General features: G+C 72.6%; 19 protein-coding genes. 7 read left to right on the forward strand and 12 right to left on the reverse strand.

The features are described 5' to 3' along the window. Positions 1 to 49 precede the first annotated feature (49 nt). From ABDZ66_RS14690 to ABDZ66_RS14700, 3 genes are read right to left on the reverse strand one after another with little or no spacing between them, the layout of a single operon-like run. Positions 50 to 754, reverse strand: coding sequence for a DUF4388 domain-containing protein (locus ABDZ66_RS14690; RefSeq protein ID WP_343760411.1), 705 nt, complete (start codon positions 752 to 754; stop codon positions 50 to 52). 49 nt (positions 755 to 803) lie between these two features. Further along, positions 804 to 2,318 carry an NAD(P)H-hydrate dehydratase gene (locus ABDZ66_RS14695; RefSeq protein WP_343760415.1) on the reverse strand — a complete coding sequence of 505 codons (1,515 nt, stop codon included), beginning with the start codon at positions 2,316 to 2,318 and terminating at the stop codon, positions 804 to 806. A gap of 1 nt (position 2,319) precedes the next feature. Further along, on the reverse strand, positions 2,320 to 3,129 hold the full coding sequence (locus ABDZ66_RS14700) for a tetratricopeptide repeat protein (RefSeq protein WP_343760417.1): 810 nt from the start codon (positions 3,127 to 3,129) through the stop codon (positions 2,320 to 2,322). A 321-nt stretch (positions 3,130 to 3,450) separates the two neighbouring features. Between ABDZ66_RS14700 and rsmA the strand changes: the two genes are divergently transcribed. The 4 genes from rsmA (at position 3,451) to ABDZ66_RS14720 (ending at position 7,839) form a co-directional block, all read left to right on the forward strand. Beyond that, the gene (rsmA, locus tag ABDZ66_RS14705; RefSeq protein WP_343760420.1) at positions 3,451 to 4,314 is read left to right on the forward strand and encodes a 16S rRNA (adenine(1518)-N(6)/adenine(1519)-N(6))-dimethyltransferase RsmA; all 864 of its coding nucleotides are present in this window, start codon (positions 3,451 to 3,453) and stop codon (positions 4,312 to 4,314) included. Positions 4,315 to 4,392: 78 nt separating this feature from the next. Next, complete coding sequence (locus tag ABDZ66_RS14710; protein WP_343760422.1) at positions 4,393 to 5,409, forward strand: carbohydrate kinase family protein; 1,017 nt, start codon at positions 4,393 to 4,395, stop codon at positions 5,407 to 5,409. Between the two features lie 131 nt (positions 5,410 to 5,540). Further along, positions 5,541 to 6,170 (forward strand): hypothetical protein, encoded by a 630-nt coding sequence (locus tag ABDZ66_RS14715; protein ID WP_343760424.1) that lies wholly within the window; start codon positions 5,541 to 5,543, stop codon positions 6,168 to 6,170. Between the two features lie 121 nt (positions 6,171 to 6,291). Next, positions 6,292 to 7,839 (forward strand): gamma-glutamyltransferase family protein, encoded by a 1,548-nt coding sequence (locus ABDZ66_RS14720; RefSeq protein ID WP_343761054.1) that lies wholly within the window; start codon positions 6,292 to 6,294, stop codon positions 7,837 to 7,839. Positions 7,840 to 7,863: 24 nt separating this feature from the next. Here the strand turns inward: ABDZ66_RS14720 and ABDZ66_RS14725 are convergent, their stop codons facing one another. The 7 genes from ABDZ66_RS14725 to ABDZ66_RS14755 form a co-directional block, all read right to left on the reverse strand. Then, complete coding sequence (locus ABDZ66_RS14725) at positions 7,864 to 8,604, reverse strand: class I SAM-dependent methyltransferase (RefSeq protein WP_343760428.1); 741 nt, start codon at positions 8,602 to 8,604, stop codon at positions 7,864 to 7,866. A 67-nt stretch (positions 8,605 to 8,671) separates the two neighbouring features. After that, positions 8,672 to 9,925 carry a polysaccharide deacetylase family protein gene (locus ABDZ66_RS14730; RefSeq protein WP_343760431.1) on the reverse strand — a complete coding sequence of 418 codons (1,254 nt, stop codon included), beginning with the start codon at positions 9,923 to 9,925 and terminating at the stop codon, positions 8,672 to 8,674. Further along, entirely contained in the window at positions 9,922 to 11,073 is a 1,152-nt protein-coding gene (locus ABDZ66_RS14735) for an MGDG synthase family glycosyltransferase (RefSeq protein WP_343760433.1), read from the reverse strand. The genes ABDZ66_RS14730 and ABDZ66_RS14735 overlap by 4 nt, the downstream gene beginning before the upstream one ends. Beyond that, positions 11,070 to 12,215 carry an LptF/LptG family permease gene (locus tag ABDZ66_RS14740; RefSeq protein WP_343760435.1) on the reverse strand — a complete coding sequence of 382 codons (1,146 nt, stop codon included), beginning with the start codon at positions 12,213 to 12,215 and terminating at the stop codon, positions 11,070 to 11,072. Before ABDZ66_RS14740 ends, ABDZ66_RS14735 begins: the two co-directional genes overlap by 4 nt. A 31-nt stretch (positions 12,216 to 12,246) precedes the next feature. Continuing rightward, on the reverse strand, positions 12,247 to 12,675 hold the full coding sequence (fabZ, locus tag ABDZ66_RS14745) for a 3-hydroxyacyl-ACP dehydratase FabZ (protein ID WP_343760437.1): 429 nt from the start codon (positions 12,673 to 12,675) through the stop codon (positions 12,247 to 12,249). Positions 12,676 to 12,782: 107 nt separating this feature from the next. Then, positions 12,783 to 13,823: a rod shape-determining protein gene (mreB, locus tag ABDZ66_RS14750; protein WP_343760439.1), complete on the reverse strand. Its 1,041-nt coding sequence runs from the start codon at positions 13,821 to 13,823 to the stop codon at positions 12,783 to 12,785. 79 nt (positions 13,824 to 13,902) lie between these two features. Next, positions 13,903 to 14,157 (reverse strand): hypothetical protein, encoded by a 255-nt coding sequence (locus ABDZ66_RS14755; RefSeq protein WP_343760441.1) that lies wholly within the window; start codon positions 14,155 to 14,157, stop codon positions 13,903 to 13,905. A 176-nt stretch (positions 14,158 to 14,333) separates the two neighbouring features. Here ABDZ66_RS14755 and ABDZ66_RS14760 point away from each other — a divergent pair, with 176 nt between their 5' ends. From ABDZ66_RS14760 to ABDZ66_RS14770, 3 genes are all read left to right on the forward strand, one after another. Next, entirely contained in the window at positions 14,334 to 14,582 is a 249-nt protein-coding gene (locus tag ABDZ66_RS14760) for a hypothetical protein (RefSeq protein ID WP_343760444.1), read from the forward strand. A 65-nt stretch (positions 14,583 to 14,647) separates the two neighbouring features. Next, complete coding sequence (locus ABDZ66_RS14765; protein ID WP_343760446.1) at positions 14,648 to 15,823, forward strand: acyl-CoA dehydrogenase; 1,176 nt, start codon at positions 14,648 to 14,650, stop codon at positions 15,821 to 15,823. 377 nt (positions 15,824 to 16,200) lie between these two features. Further along, positions 16,201 to 17,202 carry a potassium channel family protein gene (locus tag ABDZ66_RS14770; protein ID WP_343760448.1) on the forward strand — a complete coding sequence of 334 codons (1,002 nt, stop codon included), beginning with the start codon at positions 16,201 to 16,203 and terminating at the stop codon, positions 17,200 to 17,202. Between the two features lie 68 nt (positions 17,203 to 17,270). Here ABDZ66_RS14770 and ABDZ66_RS14775 read toward each other — a convergent pair whose 3' ends face one another. Both ABDZ66_RS14775 and ABDZ66_RS14780 read right to left on the reverse strand, forming a co-directional pair. Beyond that, entirely contained in the window at positions 17,271 to 17,696 is a 426-nt protein-coding gene (locus ABDZ66_RS14775; RefSeq protein ID WP_343760451.1) for a hypothetical protein, read from the reverse strand. A 78-nt stretch (positions 17,697 to 17,774) separates the two neighbouring features. After that, positions 17,775 to 17,924, reverse strand: a complete 150-nt coding sequence (locus ABDZ66_RS14780) for a GNAT family N-acetyltransferase (protein WP_343760454.1) — start codon at positions 17,922 to 17,924, stop codon at positions 17,775 to 17,777. Positions 17,925 to 17,962: the final 38 nt, after the last annotated feature.

Genomic DNA, 17,962 nt, shown 5'->3' on the forward strand with positions numbered 1-17,962 from the left:
TGACGGAGCGGCCGGTCAGCGAGCGGCGGCAGGGGACGGAACCGGGCGTTCAGGGCAGGTGCTTCTGCTCCCAGACCAGATCCCGCAGCACCCAGCCGCTGCCCGGAAAACGCAGTCCCAGCCGCAGTTCTCCCAGCAGGTAGTCCCGCACGTCGTTCAGGGGCGTGCCGACCGACACGGCGTCCCCCAGGGTCCGTTCACCGTCCAGGACGCGCGCCACCGGGTGCAGCGCGGCCCGCTGCCGGGTCGGCATCAGCCGCAGGCGGAACCACTCGAACCGGTCCTGCGGCTGCAGACGCCCGTCCCGGACGGCCTGCGCGACCATCTGCGCCACCTGGAACAGCGGCACCTCCGCCTCACGCGCCGCCGCCCGCACCGAGCGGCCCTCCGGCACGTCGAACAGCGGCAGCTGCCCCCGGAACACCCGGCTGGGACTGCCGATCACCTCGCACACCTGCCCCCACTCGTCACTGATGCGCGCCCAGTCGGTCGAGAAGTGCCCGTACGCGCCCAGCGGCGTGCCCGTCACGGCGCGCGGCTCGAAGGTGAACATGCCGGATTCCGGCAGCATCGGACTGGCGTGCAGCGCCTCGCTGCCCAGCCAGTCGAGAATGCCGCCCGACACGATCTCGCCGTTCAGGAACGCGACCGTGAACGGCACGTCCGCCTGAACCTCCAGCACCCCCGTCTGGCGGGTCGTGTGAATCAGTTCCAGTACTCCCAGCAGGGGGAGGTCACTCAGCAGGCCTTGCATGGATGCAAGCACCGTATCACCTCCGGGCACACGAACAGTCAGGGAAAATTCACGCCGGACGGGTGGGATCAGGGGGGGGTGACAGCGCCCCCTGCAGGTCCAGCCAGGCCTGACCGAGTTCCAGCGCGGTGTCCGAGGCACTCAGGCCGTACCCGTGCCGTGCGGCGGCCCGCTCACCCGCCCGGGCGTGCAGGCGCACGCCAGCCACCGCCGCGTCCGGCGCCGCGAGACCCTGACCGAGCAGCGCGGCCAGCACGCCCGACAGGGTGTCGCCCATGCCGCCGCTGGCCATGCCCGGATGCCCGCCGCGCGACACGCTGAGCCCCCCCGCGTGCGCCACGACGCTCGGACCGCCCTTCAGGACCACCACGCCACCCAGCCGCTCCTGCAGGGCGCCGGCAGCCCCCAGCGGATCGCGGGTCACGTCCCGGGCGCTGGTGCCCAGCAGCCGCGCGGCCTCGCCGGGATGCGGCGTCCAGATGCAGGCGTCGTGCCCGCACCCGGCCAGTTCAGGCTGCAGGGCGTCGGCGTCCAGCACCGTCGGGATCTGCCAGCGCAGCAGCCCGCGGGCCAGCGCGGCGGCGTCCGGCCCCAGGCCCATGCCGACCGCCACGGCGTCCGGCCGCCCCGACGCTGGCGTGCCAGACAGCGCCGCGCCCAGGTCCGCGTGCCGGTGAACCATCAGTTCCGGCATCAGCAGCGGCACCTCCGCCGCCGAGTGCACCGTGACCAGACCCGCCCCGGCCCGCAGCGCCCCCACGCCCGCCATGCCCGCCGCGCCCACCGTGCCGGGATGCCCGCCCACGATCCACACGCGGCCCGCCACGCCCTTGTGCGCGTCCGCGCGCCGCGCCGGCAGCAGCGCAGCCACCTGCGCGTCGGTCGGCTGCTCCGCGACGGCCTGCGCCTGCACCCAGTCGCCAGGCACCCGCAGCGGCACCAGCTGCACCCGCCCCGAGTGCCCGGCCGCCGCCCCGAACAGCAGCGCGGCCTTCAGGCCCATGAACGTCACGGTCAGGTCCGCCCCGGCCGTGCCCGGCAGGCCGTCCGGGCCGTCCGGCACCCACGCCGAACCCTCGACCAGTCCGCTGGGCAGGTCGATCGCCACGACCGGCGTACCGCGCGAGCGCACCGCCGCCAGCGCCGCGATCACCCCGCCCAGCGCGGGTCGCAGCGGCGGCCGGAATCCGGTGCCCAGCAGGCCGTCCACGACCACGCCCGCCCCCGGCGCGCGGTGAGACAGGGCGCCGGCACTCAGGGGCCGGGTCACGCCGCCCACCGCCCGCCAGCGCCGCCGGTTCAGGCGCGTCAGCGGATGCCGGGACGGCAGGGCCAGCACCAGCGCCTCGCGCCCCAGCGCCCGCAGGTGCCGGGCCGCCACGAAGGCGTCCCCGCCGTTCGCGCCGCCGCCCGCCAGCAGCAGCGCCACCCCCCGCGGCGCCAGGGCCTGCGCGGCGTCCGCCACGGCCCGCCCGGCTTCTTCCATCGCCAGGTCCAGCAGTCCCGCCCCGTCCAGCCGCGCGTCGACTGCCCGCGCACCCTCGCCGTTCAGGACCCAGGGCATCTCAGCCGACGCCGCGCACGGCCAGGAACACGATCAGCGCGGCCACCGCCAGCAGCACCCAGCGCAGGTTCCGCATCGCCGGACTCCGCGCGAACTGCTCTTTCATCTCGGCCTCCGTGTCGGTCTTTGAGCGTTTCATGCTCAGCCGCTGACCCTGCCGGATGGAGCGGACCCCCTCGGCCACCCGGCCCTGACGCCGCAACGCCACACCCAGGTTGTGATGCCCGCCGTCGTACTCGGGGTTCAGGATCAGCACCCGCCGGTAGATCGCCTCGGCCTGCGCGTACCGTCCGGCCTCCATGTCCAGGTTGCCCAGGTTCGTCAGGGCGCGGTAATGACCGGGATCGGCCTGCAGCGCCGCTTCCAGCACCTCCCGCGCCCGGTCCGGTTCGCCCAGCACCGCCAGCAGCACGCCCTGCTGGTTCAGCGCCTCGGCGCGGGTGGCCGGCAGGGCCAGCGCGCCGGCCAGCGCGGCGGCCATGGCGTCCGGTTCCGTGATCTTCTGGGAGCGTTCAAGCGCCTCCACCGCCACCGACAGCGCCGGCGCGTCCAGCGCCGCCCGCAGGGCCACGCCCTCCTCGCCGGTCAGCAGCGGCAGCAGCCTCGTCAGGTCGGCCAGGGCGCGCCGCACCGCCGGGTAGCGCCGCGCCCGCAACTCGTCCCGGAAGGCCAGCGCGGCGTCCAGCGCCTCCTCCAGGTCCAGCGGCGCGCCCTGGGCGCGTGCCGCGCCGCGCGCCCGCGACCAGTCACCCGCCCCGATCAGTTCCACGAGCGAGACCGGCCGGTCGGTGGGCACCGCCGGGCCGCTCACGCGGCACTCCCGGCGCGGGAGCGTGCAGGCAGGGGCCGTTCACGCAGGCGGGTGACACTCGGACGGGACGAAACACTCACCCGACGAGTATACTGACGCGTTGCAGACCCCGTCTCCGGCCCGCGTGCCCCGCTCCGTGCGGGCGCGCGGGCCGGGAACGCGGGGTTCAGCCCCCCCCGCCGGCCCCCTCCCAGACGCCCGCCCCTGCCCCGCGCAGGACCGGCCCCGCCCCAGCCGTCACCGCCCCCCGCGACGACCCGCCGGACGCGGCTTGCGCCACGCACCCCGCCGCCGGCGCCGGCAGCCCCCACCGGAGTAACCTTGAACGACCCAGCCCCCCACCCCCACGCCGGCACGCCCACCGCCCCGCTGTACTCACCGGCCCGCGTGCGCGAACTCCTGACCCGCCACGGCCTGAAACCCACCAAGAGCCTCGGGCAGAACTTCCTGATCGACGGGAACATCCTGCGCGCCATCGCCGAGGCCGGCGGGGCCGCGCCCGGCGTGCCCGTCCTGGAAATCGGCCCCGGCCTGGGCGTCCTGACCCGCGAGATCCACTCGCGCGGCGCGCAGGTCACCACCCTGGAAAAGGACGAGCGGCTGCGCGCCGTGCTGGCCGAGACGCTGGGCGACACCGACGTGCAGATCATCTGGGGCGACGCCCTGGACTTCGATTACGCTGGCCTGCCGGCCGGCACGCGCGTGATCGCCAACCTGCCGTACTACATCACGGGCCTGCTGCTCTCACGCTTCATGCGCGCCCCGGGCATCGTGTCCGCAACCGTGCTGGTGCAGAAGGAGGTCGGGCAGCGCCTCGCCGCGAAACCCGGCACCGACAACTACGGCTTCCTGAGCGCCATCGCCGCGCTGTACGGCAGCGTCCGGCACGTGCGTGACGTGCCCAAGGGCGCGTTCCTGCCCGCCCCGGACGTCACCAGCAGCGTCATCCGCCTGGACTTCGACCGCACCCGCCCCGCCCCGGAACCCGAATTCCTGAAGTTCATCGAGGCGGCCCTGCACCACCGCCGCAAGACGCTGCGCAACAACCTGCGCATGATCGGCCACGACGGCGGGGCCATCGACGCCGCGCTCGCCGCCCTGAACATCCGCCCCGACGTGCGCGCCGAGGACGTCGCGCTGGGTGACCTGCGTGACATGGCTGTGAAACTCGGCGTGATACGGTAAGCGCAGCGTTTCCGCACCCCCAAGCCCCACCCGAATGTCCACTGACAAGGGCCGCCCGTACGCCCTGGAGGTACCCCCGTGAAGTTCTACGTTATCGGCGACGTGACCGTTGACCACCTCTACCACCTTGACCGCCTGCCCGTCCCGGGCGAGGAAGTCACGCCGAAACAGGCCAGCATGAAACCCGGCGGGGCCGGCGGCACCATCAGCGTCACCCTGGCCCGCCTGGGCCACAGCGTGACCCTGGCCGCCCGCGTCGGGGACGATCCCTTCGCCGAGTACGCCCTGAGCCGCGTGCGCGAGAGCGGCGTCAGCGAGAGCGCCATCCAGCGCGACCCGGAACGCCTGACCAGCACCATCACGGTCATGCAGACCGGCGCGGGCGAACGCGCCATGATCAGCGACGGCGCCGCCAACCGCCAGCTCGACCCGGCCAAGCTGAAGGCCAAGGACATCGAGTCGGCCGACGCGCTGATCATCAACGCCTACGCCATGATCGAGGGCCCCCAGCGCGAGTACGCCCTGAAGGCCATCGAGGCCGCCCGCGGCGCCAAGACCCGCGTGCCGGTCTTCATCGACCTCGGCACCGGCGCCGTGAACAAGGCCGGCACCAGCCTGAAAGCCGACGTGCTGGGCGCCGACTACCTGATGCTCAACCAGCACGAACTGCAGGCCCTCACCGGCACGAGTTCCATCAGCGCCGCCCTGGCGCAGCTCGGCGAGGCCGGCGCGCAGCAGGTCGTCGTGAAGGTCGGCAAGATGGGCTCGATCACCTGGACGCCCACCGAGACCGAACTCGTCGACGCCGTGCGTCCCGAGGGCAAGGTCATCGACTCGACCGGCGCGGGCGACACCTTCACCGCCGCCTTCGCGCACGCCATCCTGGGCGGCGCGAGCATGGCCGGCGCCGCCCGCGCCGCCAACGCCGCCGGGGCGCTCGCCGCGACCGGCATCGGCGCGCAGGAACGCCCGATCACGGCCGCCGACCTTGCCGGCGTGGTGCCGGGCATGGCCGCCCCCACGCCCGACGCCCCCGCCCCGACCCCCGCCGCGCCGGCGCGCACCACCCGCGCCCGCAAGTCCAGCGCCAGCTGATACGGACTCGGATTGAAGGGGCTGCAAAGATCCTTCGATCCGAGTCCGTATGAGAGCTCTGCCCCGCCTGCTCACCCCCGCGCGGCCCGCCTGTCCAGACTGGACGGCGGGCCGCGCCCTATGCTGGGGGCATGACCGAGCGCCCCCCCACTGCCCCCGACCGGCCCCTGACCCGCGCGCTGCACGCGGCGGCAGCCAGACGGGGCCTGCGAGGAGGCGACACCCTACCGGACGTGCCGGAACTGTTCGCGCTCGTGCGGGACATGCCGTACGCCCGCGCCGACACGCACGAACCGGCCGGGATCATCGCCGGGTGGCGCGGCACCTGCTCGACCAAACACGAACTGCTGGCCGCGCTGCTGGCCGAGGCGGGCCTGCGCAGCACCGTCATGGCCTGCACGCAGGAGATCCGCCCGCCCGCAGGCGCCCCGGCCGAACTGCTGGCCCTGAGCGGCGGGCAGGCCGTCGTGGACGTCCACACCTACCTCGTGGTGCACGCCCCGCAGGGCGACATGACCGTGGACGCCACCTGGCCGCTCGCGGCCGCCGCCGCCGGCCTGCCCGTGAACGCCGCGTGGGAGTGGGGGCAGGATCAGGGGATCGCCTGCACCCCCCTGGAGACCTGGGCCGTGCCGGAAGGGGAGAGCGTGGCGGCCTTCAAGGACCGCGCGTTGCGTGCCCGCTACACCCCGCAGGAACTCGAGCGGCGCGAGGCGTTCATCCAGGGCGTGGGCCGCCTGTTCCTCGCGCAGTCCCGGTAACCTCCCCGGTAGTTTCCCCGGCAGTCTCCAGCGCGGCGCCCCCGGATGCGTTAGCCTGCGGGCCGTGACATACAACCCCGATTTCCCCACCGTGCGCCGCCCCGTGTACGCCCGGCGCGGCATGGTGGCCACCAGTCAGCCGCTCGCCGCGCAGGCCGGACTGCGCGTCCTTCAGGAGGGTGGGAACGCCGTGGACGCCGCCATCGCGACCGCCGCCGCCCTGACGGTCGTGGAACCCACCAGCAACGGCATCGGCGGGGACCTGTTCGCGCTGGTATGGGCCGGCGGAGAGCTGCACGGCCTGAACGCCAGCGGCGCCGCGCCCGCCGCCCTGAGCCTGGACGCCCTGCACGGGCGGCACGCGGGCGAGATGCCCCGCCACGGCTGGACGCCCGTCACGGTGCCCGGCGCGGTGCGCGGCTGGGCCGACCTGCACGCCCGCTTCGGACGGTTGGACTTCGCGCAGGTGCTCGCGCCGGCCATCGCCTACGCCGCGGAGGGCTACCCGCTCTCGCCGGTCCTCGCGGCGAACTGGGCGCGGGCCACTCAGATCTACCGCCGCCTGAACCTGCCGGAGATGGACGAATGGTTCCGCACCTTCGCCCCGGACGGCTTCACGCCCCGCCCCGGCGCCCTGTGGCGCAGCGAGGGGCACGCCCGCACCCTGCGCGACATCGCCGCCACGCAGGGCCGCTCGTTCTACGAAGGTGACCTCGCCGCACGCATCGACGCGCACGCGCGGGCCGGCGGGGGGCTGCTGCGCGCCGACGATCTGGCCGCGCACCGCAGCGAGTGGGTCACGCCCATCCACACCGACCACGCCGGCCACCGCGTGTACGAGATCCCCCCGAACGGGCAGGGCGTCGCCGCGCTGATCGCCCTGAACGTCCTGCGCGGCCAGCCGCTCCCGGAACGCCGCGACGACCCGCTCGGCCTGCACCTCCAGATCGAGGCCATGAAACGCGGCTTCCACGACGCGCACGCCTTCGTCGCGGACCCGCGCCACACCCCGGTGGACGTGACCCACCTGCTGTCCGAGGCGAACGCGCAGGCGCACCGCGCTCGCCTGGGCGAACGCGCCCACGACCCGCAGACCCGCGCGCCCAGCACCGGCGGCACCGTGTACCTCGCGGCCGCCGACGACGGGGGGCAGATGGTCAGCCTGATCCAGAGCAACTACATGGGCTTCGGCAGCGGCGTGGTCGTGCCCGGCACCGGCGTCGCGCTGCACAACCGCGGGCACAACTTCCACACGGACCCCGCCCACCCGAACGCCCTGGCGCCCGGCAAACGCCCGTACCACACCATCATCCCCGGCTTCCTGGGCCGCACGGACGGCACCCCGGTCGGCCCCTTCGGCGTGATGGGCGGTTTCATGCAGCCGCAGGGTCACCTGCAGGTCGTGCTGAACACCGTCACGCACGGCATGAATCCCCAGCAGGCGCTCGACGCGCCGCGCTGGCAGTGGCTGGACGGCACCCGCATCGAGGTCGAGGCCAGCCTGGGCGCCGACCTGACCCGCGAACTGATCCGCCTGGGCCACTCGGTCACGCTGCAGACCGACCCCGGCTCCTTCGGGCGCGGCCAGATGATCCGCCGCGACCCCGCGACCGGCGTGCTGGAGGGCGGCACCGAGAGCCGCACCGACGGTCACATCGCCGTGTGGTGAGGGGCGGTCTGCCCGGCCGGGCGGTTACAGCGCCCGCGTGCTGAACACCATCACGTCGCTGCCGGCCTCCAGCGGGCCGCCCTGGAACGAGCCGGTCACGCGCGGACTCTCGAAGCCCGCGAAGCGCAGCAGCCACTCGACCTCGTACCGGGTGTAGTAGCGCTGCGTCAGGGTGTAGTGGCGGCGTTTCAGGGTGCCGTCCGCGTGCGTGGTGTCCACGTGGTACTCGGTCGTGATGTGCTGCCGGGGCCGGTCGTGCCGCTGGACCAGGAACACGTCGGTGCGGCTTCCGTCCGGTGCGTGGAAGGTCTCGCCCTCGTGCCGCACGGTGTTCGCCTTCCCGAAGCGCGGCACGTACAGGTCGAACACGAAACTGCCGCCGGTCTTCAGGTGCGCGTGGATGTTCTCCAGGCCCTGCAACTGCTCGTTCGGGGTGTACAGGTGCATCAGCGCGTTGAACGGCGCGATCACCGTCTCGAAGCGTTCATCCAGGCGGAAGGTCCGCACGTCGCCCTGCACGAAGCGCATGGTCAGGCCGTCCTTCGCGGCGCGTTCCCGGGCGCGTTCGATCATGCGGGCGCTGGGTTCCAGACCCGTGACGGTCACGCCGCGCCGCGCCAGGAACGACGTGACCCGCCCGGTGCCCGCCCCGACTTCCAGCACCGGGCCGCCCGCGCGTTCCCCCACCCCGCCGTAGAAGTGCAGGTCGTCGCGGTACACGTCGTACTGGTGGTCGTACAGGTCGGCGAACTCGTCGTAATTCACGCCGCCCAGCGTAGCGCGGGCCTGGCAATCACGTCGCCTGCGGTGGCGCGTGCCGGTGCCTGCGGCGTTACTGCGGCGCCTCGCCGTACCGCCGCAGGAAGTCCTCGCGGCTCAGGACGCTCAGTTTCGGTTCCTGCGCCGGCGCGCGGCTGCCGTACGCGCGGCGCAGCACGTTCGCCCAGACACGCAGGCGGCGGCCCGTGGCGGGCGGCAGGTCGTGCGTCTCGAACCCCAGCCGCTCCAGGATGGGCGTGACCGCCGACTGGCAGTACACGGCCTGCGCCCCGCGCAGTTCCGGGCGGCGCTGCAGGTCGGCCGCCACCCGCCGGAAGTCCTGCCGGGCCACCCGCACCGTGCCGACCGGACCCAGCTGCGACATCAGCGCGTTGTTCGCGTGGTACTCGGCCGCCGGGACGCCCGCGCGCAGGGTCAGGCCGCCGCCCGGTGCAGGGCCGCGCAGCGTCAGGTCCGGCCCCGGAAAACGGGTGGGGGAGACCCGCAGGATCGAGTCCCTCAGGCCCCCGGCCGGCTCGGTGCGGGTGAGGCGGTCCAGCAGGCGGTCCAGGGCGCCCATCAGGCGGGGCGGGAGGTCGGCGGGCCGTTCCGCACGCAGGCCCTCCAGCCGCGCGAGGCTGGTCGCGGCGTACCCACGCGCCTTCAGGTCCGCCAGCACGCCGGGCAGGGCCGGCACGGTGACGCGCGCGCCGGGCCCCGCGTCGTGCAGCACGATGACCGCGCCCGGTTGCAGCGCGCGGCGCAGGTGGGCGCGCAGGCCCGCCGGGGTCTGCCCGGCCCGCCAGTCCTGCCCTTCCAGGCTCCAGTGCGCGCCGGTCAGCCCGGCGGCCCGCTGACCCAGCCACGTGAACAGGCTGTACGCGCCGTGCGGCGGGCGGTGCAGCGTCACGGGCTGCGTGCCGCCCACCTGCCGGATGACCGCGCCGATGCGTGCGGCCGCGTCTCCCGGATCACGGTACGCGCCCCAGGGGGTTCGCAGCCACGCGTGCCGGTGCTGCACGGCGTGCGCCTGCACCTCGTGCCCCTCGCGCAGCATCCGCGCGATCAGGTGCGGATGCGCCCCCGCCTGCGCGGCCAGCACGAAGAACGTGGCGTGCGCGCCCGCCGCGCCCAGGGCGTCCAGCACCGCCGGGGTGCTGCGGGGGTCCGGGCCGTCGTCGAAGGTCAGGGCCACCACCCGGCGCGTCTGCGGCCCGGCGCGCAGCAGGCCCAGGTTCGCGCGCTGCCACAGCAGGAACGGCCCGCCGATCACCAGCAGGCCCGCCGCCGCGACGCCCAGCGCCGCGCGGTTCAGGGTGGACTTCACGCGCGCCCCAGGCGACCCAGCACCGCCTGCGCCACCCGGTCGGCGGCGTCCGGGATGCCCAGGCGGCGCGCGGCGGCGCTCATGGCGGCGTGCGTGTCGGGATCCAGGGCGCGCAGCACGGCGGGGCGCACCTCACGCAGTTGCCGCGCCCAGATCGCCGCGCCGTGGCGCTGGAGCAGGTCGGCGTTGTGTTCCTCCTGCCCCGGAATGGGTTCGTGAATGACCATCGGGACGCCCAGCGTGGTCGCCTCGGCCACCGTCAGCCCGCCCGCCTTGCCGACCACCAGATCGGAGGCGGCCAGCAGTTCCGGAAAGTCGGTCGTGAAGCCCAGCCGGTGAACGGTCGCGCCCCCCACCCGCTCCACGCCCTGCCCGTCCGCGCCGGCCAGCACGAGGACCTGCACGGGCCGCCCCAGGTTCGACAGTTCGTTCAGGACGCCACGCAGCGCCCGGAACGTGCCGGTCCCGCCGCCCGAGATCAGGATCACCGGCTGGTCGGGCCGCAGGCCGTGGCGTTCCCGCAGCGCCGCCCGGTCCGCGCCGATCAGGGTGCGGAACACCGGCGCGATGGGAATGCCGGTCACGACCACCCGCTCCGGCGGGATCTTCCAGTCGGCCATCTGTCCGGCCGCCTCGGGCGTCGCGACCATCAGCAGGTCCGCCTCGGGCCGCGCCCAGTGGTGATGCACGCGGTAGTCCGTGACGATCAGGGCGTTCAGGAAGTCCAGCCGCAGGCGCGTCCGGGCCGCCGCCGCCGCCGCCACCGGAATCGGGTAGGAACTCACGACCGCCTCGGGGTTCACGGCGCGCACGTCGCGCAGGGTGCCGCGCAGCCCCATGTGGTGAAAGGTGCCCACCACGGCGCGCGGTTCGCTCTCGCGGTCCGTCCAGTTGTAGAACGCCCGGTAGATGCCCGGCGCGTACCGCAGCCACAGGTCGTACGTGCCGGCCGTGACGGTCCGCTCGACCGGGTTCAGGTACGTCAGGAAATCCGCGTGCCGGGCGTGCAGGTTCACGCCGCGCGCCCGCAGCGCCGTGTCCAGCGCCCGGTTCGCCTGATGGTGCCCGCGCCCGAAACCGGTGGACATGATCAGCGTCCGCAGGACCGGCCCGGCCGGGGGGACGGGCGGCGGGGTGGGTGCGTTCAAGTGCGCCTCAGCTGCCACAGGCCCGCCCCGGCGAACAGCACGTTCGCCAGCCACACGCCCGCCTCGGGGAAGGCCGGGATCAGGCCCGCCACGGTCAGGCCCACGAAGAACAGCAGGTAGTACGCCACGGCGATCATCAGCGCGACGCCCAGACTGACGCCCAGCGTCCGCCCGAAGCGCAGCGCGAACGGCAGGGCCGCCAGGACCAGCACCAGGTTCGCGAACGGCAGCGCCAGCTTGCGGTTCAGGTTCACGCGGGCCCCGGCGCGGTCGGCGGCGCTCACGCCCGGCGCGGTCAGCTTGGTGATCAGTTCGGGCCAGCCCTCGGCGTCCGCGCCGATCGCGTCGGCGTACTGCGCGAGCGTCTGCTTGCGGCTCAGGCCGGTATCCACGTTCAGGGTGTCCGTGCTCTTCTCGGGCACGACCACGCTGGGGAACACGTCCTGCACCGCCGCGCGGAAGGCGGCCGGGTCATTCTCGGGCACGCGGGTCAGGGCGGCGACCGCGCCGTAATTCACCACGAACGTCGAGTACCCGCTGAGGCTCAGGCGGTTGTTCTCGAAGGTGCCGCGCTCGGCCAGGATGACCGTTCCGCGCCCCGCCGGGCCCGGCTGCCACTTCTGCACGCGCACGTCCCGCAATTCCCTTTTCGCGGCGTCGTAGCCGCCCATGGAGAGCGTCAGGTTGTTGCCCAGGTCCACGGTCTTGCCGACCAGCTGCGACAGGCCCGCGCCGGTCAGGGCGTCCCAGTACAGGCCGCGCGTCTCCACGTTCGCGCGCGGCGCCACCCACAGGCTCAGCCACACCGACAGCGCCGTGACGAGCAGCGCCAGGGCCGCCGCCGGACGCGCCACGCGGCCCAGGCTGATCCCGCCGCCCTGCACCGCCACGAGTTCCCGCTCGGTGCTCATGCGGCCGAACGCCACGACCGTCATCAGCACCACCGCCATCGGGAAGACCTTCACCAGCGTGTCCGGCATCTGGTACCCGATCCAGCGGGCGATCAGGCCCACCGGCACCCCACTGAGCCACTGACTGGAGATGAAGAAGTACCCGAAGCTCAGGACCGCCGTGAACAGCAGCGTGCCGGCCAGCAGCGGCGGCAGCAGTTCCGCCGTCACGTAGCGGGTCAGGCGCGTCACGCCGCGCTCCCCTGAGGCGCGCGCGCCACGCTCACCCCTGCGCGACCGCGAACAGGATGGTCGCCTCGGCCACCACCACGCCGTCCACCTCGGCGCGGCAGGTGGTCTTGCCCAGGCCCCGGCGCAGGAACTCCAGTTTCGCGTGCAGGTGCAGCTGATCGCCGGGAATCACCTTGCGCCTGAAGCGCGCGCCCTCGATCCCGGCGAGGTACCCGACCGTGCCGGGTTCCAGCTGCCCGTGCAGGCAGAACATGCTGGCCTGCGCCAGCGCCTCGGTGATCAGCACGCCGGGCATCACGGGTTCCTGAGGAAAGTGACCGGGGAAGAACGGTTCGTTGACGGTCACGTTCTTGATGGCGTGCACCGCGCCGCCTTCGATGGACAGCACGCGGTCCACCATCACGAACGGAAAGCGGTGCGGCAGGGTCTTCAGAACGTCCTGGATCAGGATGGGGTCCATGGGGGTCTCCTTGAGGGGGAAAGGCAGGAAGGAAAGAGGATGGGAGAGGCTTTGCCGTCTCCCATCCATTCCCGGAAAAGCGCCACGCGCCGGGCGTCCCGAATGTGTCAGCGGCGCAGGTAGTTGTCGCTGGACACCAGCGAGTCGCCCAGCACCGGGATCATTTCGAGCGCCATGCCGGTGCCGACCGCGACGGCCTCGACGGCGTTCTCGGCCACCGCGACCGGAATGCCGGTCGTCTGGCGCAGCAGTTCGTCGAAGTTGCGCAGCAGCGACCCGCCGCCGGTCATCACGATGCCCCGGTCGATGATGTCGCTCACCAGTTCTGGCGGGGTGATTTCCAGCACGCGCTTGACGCCGTCCACGATCTTCGTGACGGGCTCCGAGAGGGCCTCGACCACGTCGGTGCTGTCCAGGCTGATGGTCTTGGGCAGGCCGTTCACGAGGTCACGGCCGCGCACCTCGGCGGTCAGGTTCTCGGCGTCGTCGAGCAGCATGGCCGCCCCGACCTTCACCTTGATCTCCTCGGCGGTGCGTTCACCGATCAGCACGTTGTGCTTGCGCCGCACGTACCGGATGATGCTCTCGTCGAATTCGTTGCCAGCCACGCGCATGCTCTCGCTGACGACGATGCCGCCCAGCGAGATCACGGCCACGTCCGTGCTGCCCCCGCCGATGTCCACGACCATCGACCCGATGGGTTCGGCGATCTTCAGGCCGGCCCCGATCGCGGCGGCCAGCGGTTCCTCGATCAGGAAGGCGCGCTTGGCGTTGCTGTTCAGCGCGGCGCGCAGCACGGCGCGTTTTTCCACGTCGCTGACGTTGCTGGGCACGCCCACCATCAGCTGCGGTTTGAAGCCGAACAGGCGACCCGCGCTGCCCTGCACCTTCTGCAGGAACATGGTGATCATCTTCTCGGTCAGGCCCTCGTCGGCGATCACGCCGTCCTTGATGGGCCGCACCGCGACGATCCCGCCGGGGGTGCGCCCGATCATGCGGTAGGCTTCCTCGCCGACCGCCTTCACCTGTTTGCTGTCGCGGGCCATGGCGATCACGCTGGGTTCCTGGAGTACCAGGCCGCGGCTCTTGCTGTAAATCAGGAACGTCGCCGTTCCAAGGTCAATTCCAATGTCTTCTGACAGCCTCACACTCACCCTCCGGTCAAAACGTCCCAATCGTAGCACGGTGCATGAGGCGCGCTTAAACCATTCCTCATGCGCGCGGCGTTCAGGCGCGTGGTTTCAGGAAGGTGGCGAGCGCCGCGCACAGACTCGTGAGGACCATCAGGGACAGCGCCTGCCCCACGCCACTCAAACTCCGGAGACCGGTCACCCCGGCCAGGGTGCTCTCCAGGCCTCCCAGGGACCGCAGCCACAGCGGGCCGCTGCCCGCCAGTGAGGCAAACGTGCCCAGCGACAGCAGCGCCAGGCCCAGCGTCACGGCAAACAGCAGCAGGCTCAGCAGCCAGCCAAGGACTCTCAAGGTCGTCCTCCGCAGGGGTCCGGGCGTGGCCGCGCGGCCCGGCGGGGAACGGGGGATCGTGACGGGGCGGTCATCCGGCGCATTCTAGTGATGCCTGCGCCACGCGCCGTGAGGATTTTCACATCCGGCAGGACCGGGCGGCGCCCAGGGCCGGGGCGGGACGCTATGCTGCGCCCGTGAACCTGCCTGCCCGCGTGAGAGTGACCCGCCCCCTCCTGCCCCTGGCCCCGGCCCTGCGCGCCGCCGCCGAGCGCCTGTGCCCGGACGCGCCGCACGGCGCCCTGAGCGGCGCGGCGCTCGCGATTGCCGGTGGCAGCGTGATCGGCGCGCACCTGCGCTGGGACGGGGGAGAGGTCGCGAACGTCGAGACCGGCTGGCGCGGGCGCGGCATCGAGGAAGCGCTGGCGCAGGCCGTCTCGGCCTGACCTGCCCGGGGGGCCGGTCCGCCACGCAGGACGCCCGCCTAACAACCGTTTGGTAGCCTGAGTCCATGACCGCCACCGCCGACCCCGCCACCGGCCTCTCCTTCGCCCTCAGCGACGAGCAGCGCATGATCGTGCAGCACGTCCGCGAGTACGCCCGCGCCGAGATCGCCCCCCACGCCGCCGCCTTCGACCGCAGCGGCGAGTACCCCCGCGCGCAGCTGCGCGGCCTGGCCGAACTGGGCCTGATGGGCGCCACCGTCCCCGAACAGTGGGGCGGCGCGGGTCTCGACTCGGTCACGTACGCCCTGTGCCTCGAGGAGATCGCCGCCGCCGACGCCAGCGTCGCCGTGATCGTCAGCGTGCAGAACGGCCTGCCCGAACAGATGATCCTGCGCTACGGCACCGACGACCAGAAGGCCACGTTCCTGCGGCCCCTCGCCAGCGGCGAACACATCGGCGCGTTCTGCCTCACCGAGGCGCAGGCCGGCAGTGACGCCGCCAGCCTCACCCTGAAAGCCACCCGCGACGGCGACCACTGGGTCCTGAACGGCACCAAGGCCTGGATCACCAGCGGCGGACAGGCCGACACGTACCTCGTCATGGCCCGCACGGGCGGACCCGGGGCGCGCGGCGTCAGCTGCTTCATCGTGCCCGCCGCCACGCCGGGCCTGAGCTGCGGCCGCCCCGAGGAGAAACTCGGCCTGCACGCCAGCCACACCACCACCGTCACCTTCGAGGACGTCCGCGTGCCGCAGGCGAACATGGTCGGCGAGGAAGGCCAGGGCCTGATCATCGCCCTGGCCAGCCTGGACGCCGGGCGCATCGGCATCGCCATGCAGGCCCTCGGCATCGCCCGCGCCGCCCTGGAACACGCCACCCGCTACGCCAGCGAACGCGAGCAGTTCGGCAAGAAACTCCGCGAATTCGAGGGCGTGTCCTTCAAGGTCGCCCGCATGGCCGCCCGCATCGAGAGCACCCGCCTGGTCGCCCTGAAGGCCGCGTGGCTCAAGGACCAGGGCCAGCCGTACGGCAAGGAGGCCAGCATCGCCAAACTCCTGGCCAGCGAGGCGGCCGTGGACGCCACCCGCGACGCCATCCAGATCTTCGGTGGCAACGGCTACAGCCGAGAGTACCCGGTCGAGCGCCTCTACCGCGACGCCAAGGTCACGGAGATCTACGAGGGCACCAGCGAAATCCAGCAGCTCGTGATCAGCCGCGCCGTGTTCAGCGAACTGACCTGATACGGACTGGCGTTTGTTTCGTTAACAGATCGGAACACCACTGATACGGATTCCGTTTGTTTCGCCAACAATCCGCACCTTCACCGGATTGCCGGCTCCACGCCCGGAACCCGTTTTTCTCCCACTCACCTCGCTCGGATGGAACGGTTGACCAACCCCGTTCCATCCGGGCGGAAACGCCTCGGAGACCTGCCCCGCAGAGGAGAAGCCGGGCGGACGGACAGCCGTGGCGTTGGCCACCCGGTGGTGTTCCGGGGCGCCAACGAGACAGACGGCCGTCCGTGGGAGCGCCCGCCCCCCCACGCGCCACAACCCTTCAGGGACCCGCAAGGCCGCCTGCCGGCACGCCGGCCAGCGGGCCACCACAATACGGAACGATGATCCGGCAACTGTTGTGGATACCCGGGGCCCTGCTGGTACTCGCCGTGCTCGGCGACCTGATCGTCACCTGCCTGCAGTCCGGGGAGGGCCGCCTCAGCCGCGCCGTCCACCGACCGCTGTACGCGCTGCTCACGGCCCTCACGCGCGCCACCGGGCACCGCCCGCTGCTGTCATGGAGTACCCCGCTGCTGATCATGGGCACCCTGACCACCTGGACGGTCCTGTGCTGGCTCGGCTGGACCCTCGTGTTCTGGTCGGAGCCCGGCAGCCTGCTGGGCTCCGACAGCGGGCAGCCCGCCACCTTCGCCGGCACCCTGTACTTCGTCGGGTACACCATCAGCACCCTGGGCCTCGGCGAGATCACCGCCCCACAGCCCTTCTGGCGGATCCTGACCGCCGTGGCGTCCATCAACGGCTTCTTCCTGCTGACCTTCGCCATCACCTTCGTCGTGCCGATCGCGCAGGCCCGCGGGGACCGGCGCCGCCTCGCGCTGCACCTGCACCGCGCCGGTCCGGGCGCGCAGGCCCTGATCCTGAACGCCCACACCGACCACGACCGCGGCCTGCTGAGCCTCACGACCGACCTGCACAGCATGCTCAACGACGTGGACGCCGCGCACCTGACCTCCCCGTACCTGCACCGCTTCCACGACCACGACCGGCAGGACGCCCTGGACCTGCACCTGCCGGCGCTGGGCGAGGCCCTGCTGATCCTGCAGGGCACCCTGAGCGGCCCCTGCCCCCAGGGACTGGGGCGCGCCCTGGCCAGCATCGACTCGCTGAGCCGCACCTTCGGGCAGGTCCACCGGCACCCCGACCCACCCACCCCGCCGCCCCCGGACCTGACACGCCTGCGGGACGCCGGGCTGAACCTGAAACCCGAAGCGGAATTCCTCGCGTTCCTGCACACCCACGCCGCCCTGCGCCGCCGCCTGCAGGCCATGGCGCACGCCGGCCAGTGGCGCTGGGATCAGGTGGCCGAGCCGACGGAGCATTGACCGGCCGCACGGCCGCCCGGGTCTGGCGCATGGGCGGGTGGAGGGCGAAACGCACGGAATCCGTCAGCTCACCTGATGGTGGCCGAACACGTGCCCACCACGTCGTCACGGACCATCAGCCTGCCGCTGAACACCGTTCCATCCGGATCGAATGGTCGCACGAGGCACATGTACGGAACGCCTGCACCCTCCGCGTCCTGGCCCCGCCACACGAAACGCAACACCTTCTCGCTGCTGTTCAGGGTCACGGCCGGGTCACGCGAGCCATTCAAGGCACCCAGGATCCCCAGAACGTCCGAACTGCTGTACACACCCGGATTCGGGTTGAGGAGACCTTTCACCATGACCTGAGCGGTCGTCCGGGCCGTCCCGGCGACACCCGTCACGTCCCACACCTGCCCCGCTACCAGCGGAAGGGCGTCGGACGACGACAGGCTGGGCGCACAGCCCGCGAGAACGGCAAGGCACGGAAGACTCCAGATGCGGTGTTTCATGAAGGTGCACTCTAGCCTGCCCGGACCACCGTCCGCGGCGCACATGCCGCTCCGGGCCTCCGTGACAGCACCCGTCCCTCACCTCCACACGTCCTGCCGGGGCAGGGGCCGCTCACTGGTGTGCCGCGTGACCACCGGGTCCTGCCACAGCTCCACGCAGGCATCCAGGTCGTCGGCCCGGTGCGGGCGCAGGGTCAGGCGCGGGGTGGTCAGAATGGGGGCGTGCATGACGTCACCGTACCGCACCGCCCAGATGGCACAGGGGC

It is taken from the genome of Deinococcus depolymerans (genome assembly GCF_039522025.1).
Lineage (GTDB): Bacteria > Deinococcota > Deinococci > Deinococcales > Deinococcaceae > Deinococcus > Deinococcus depolymerans.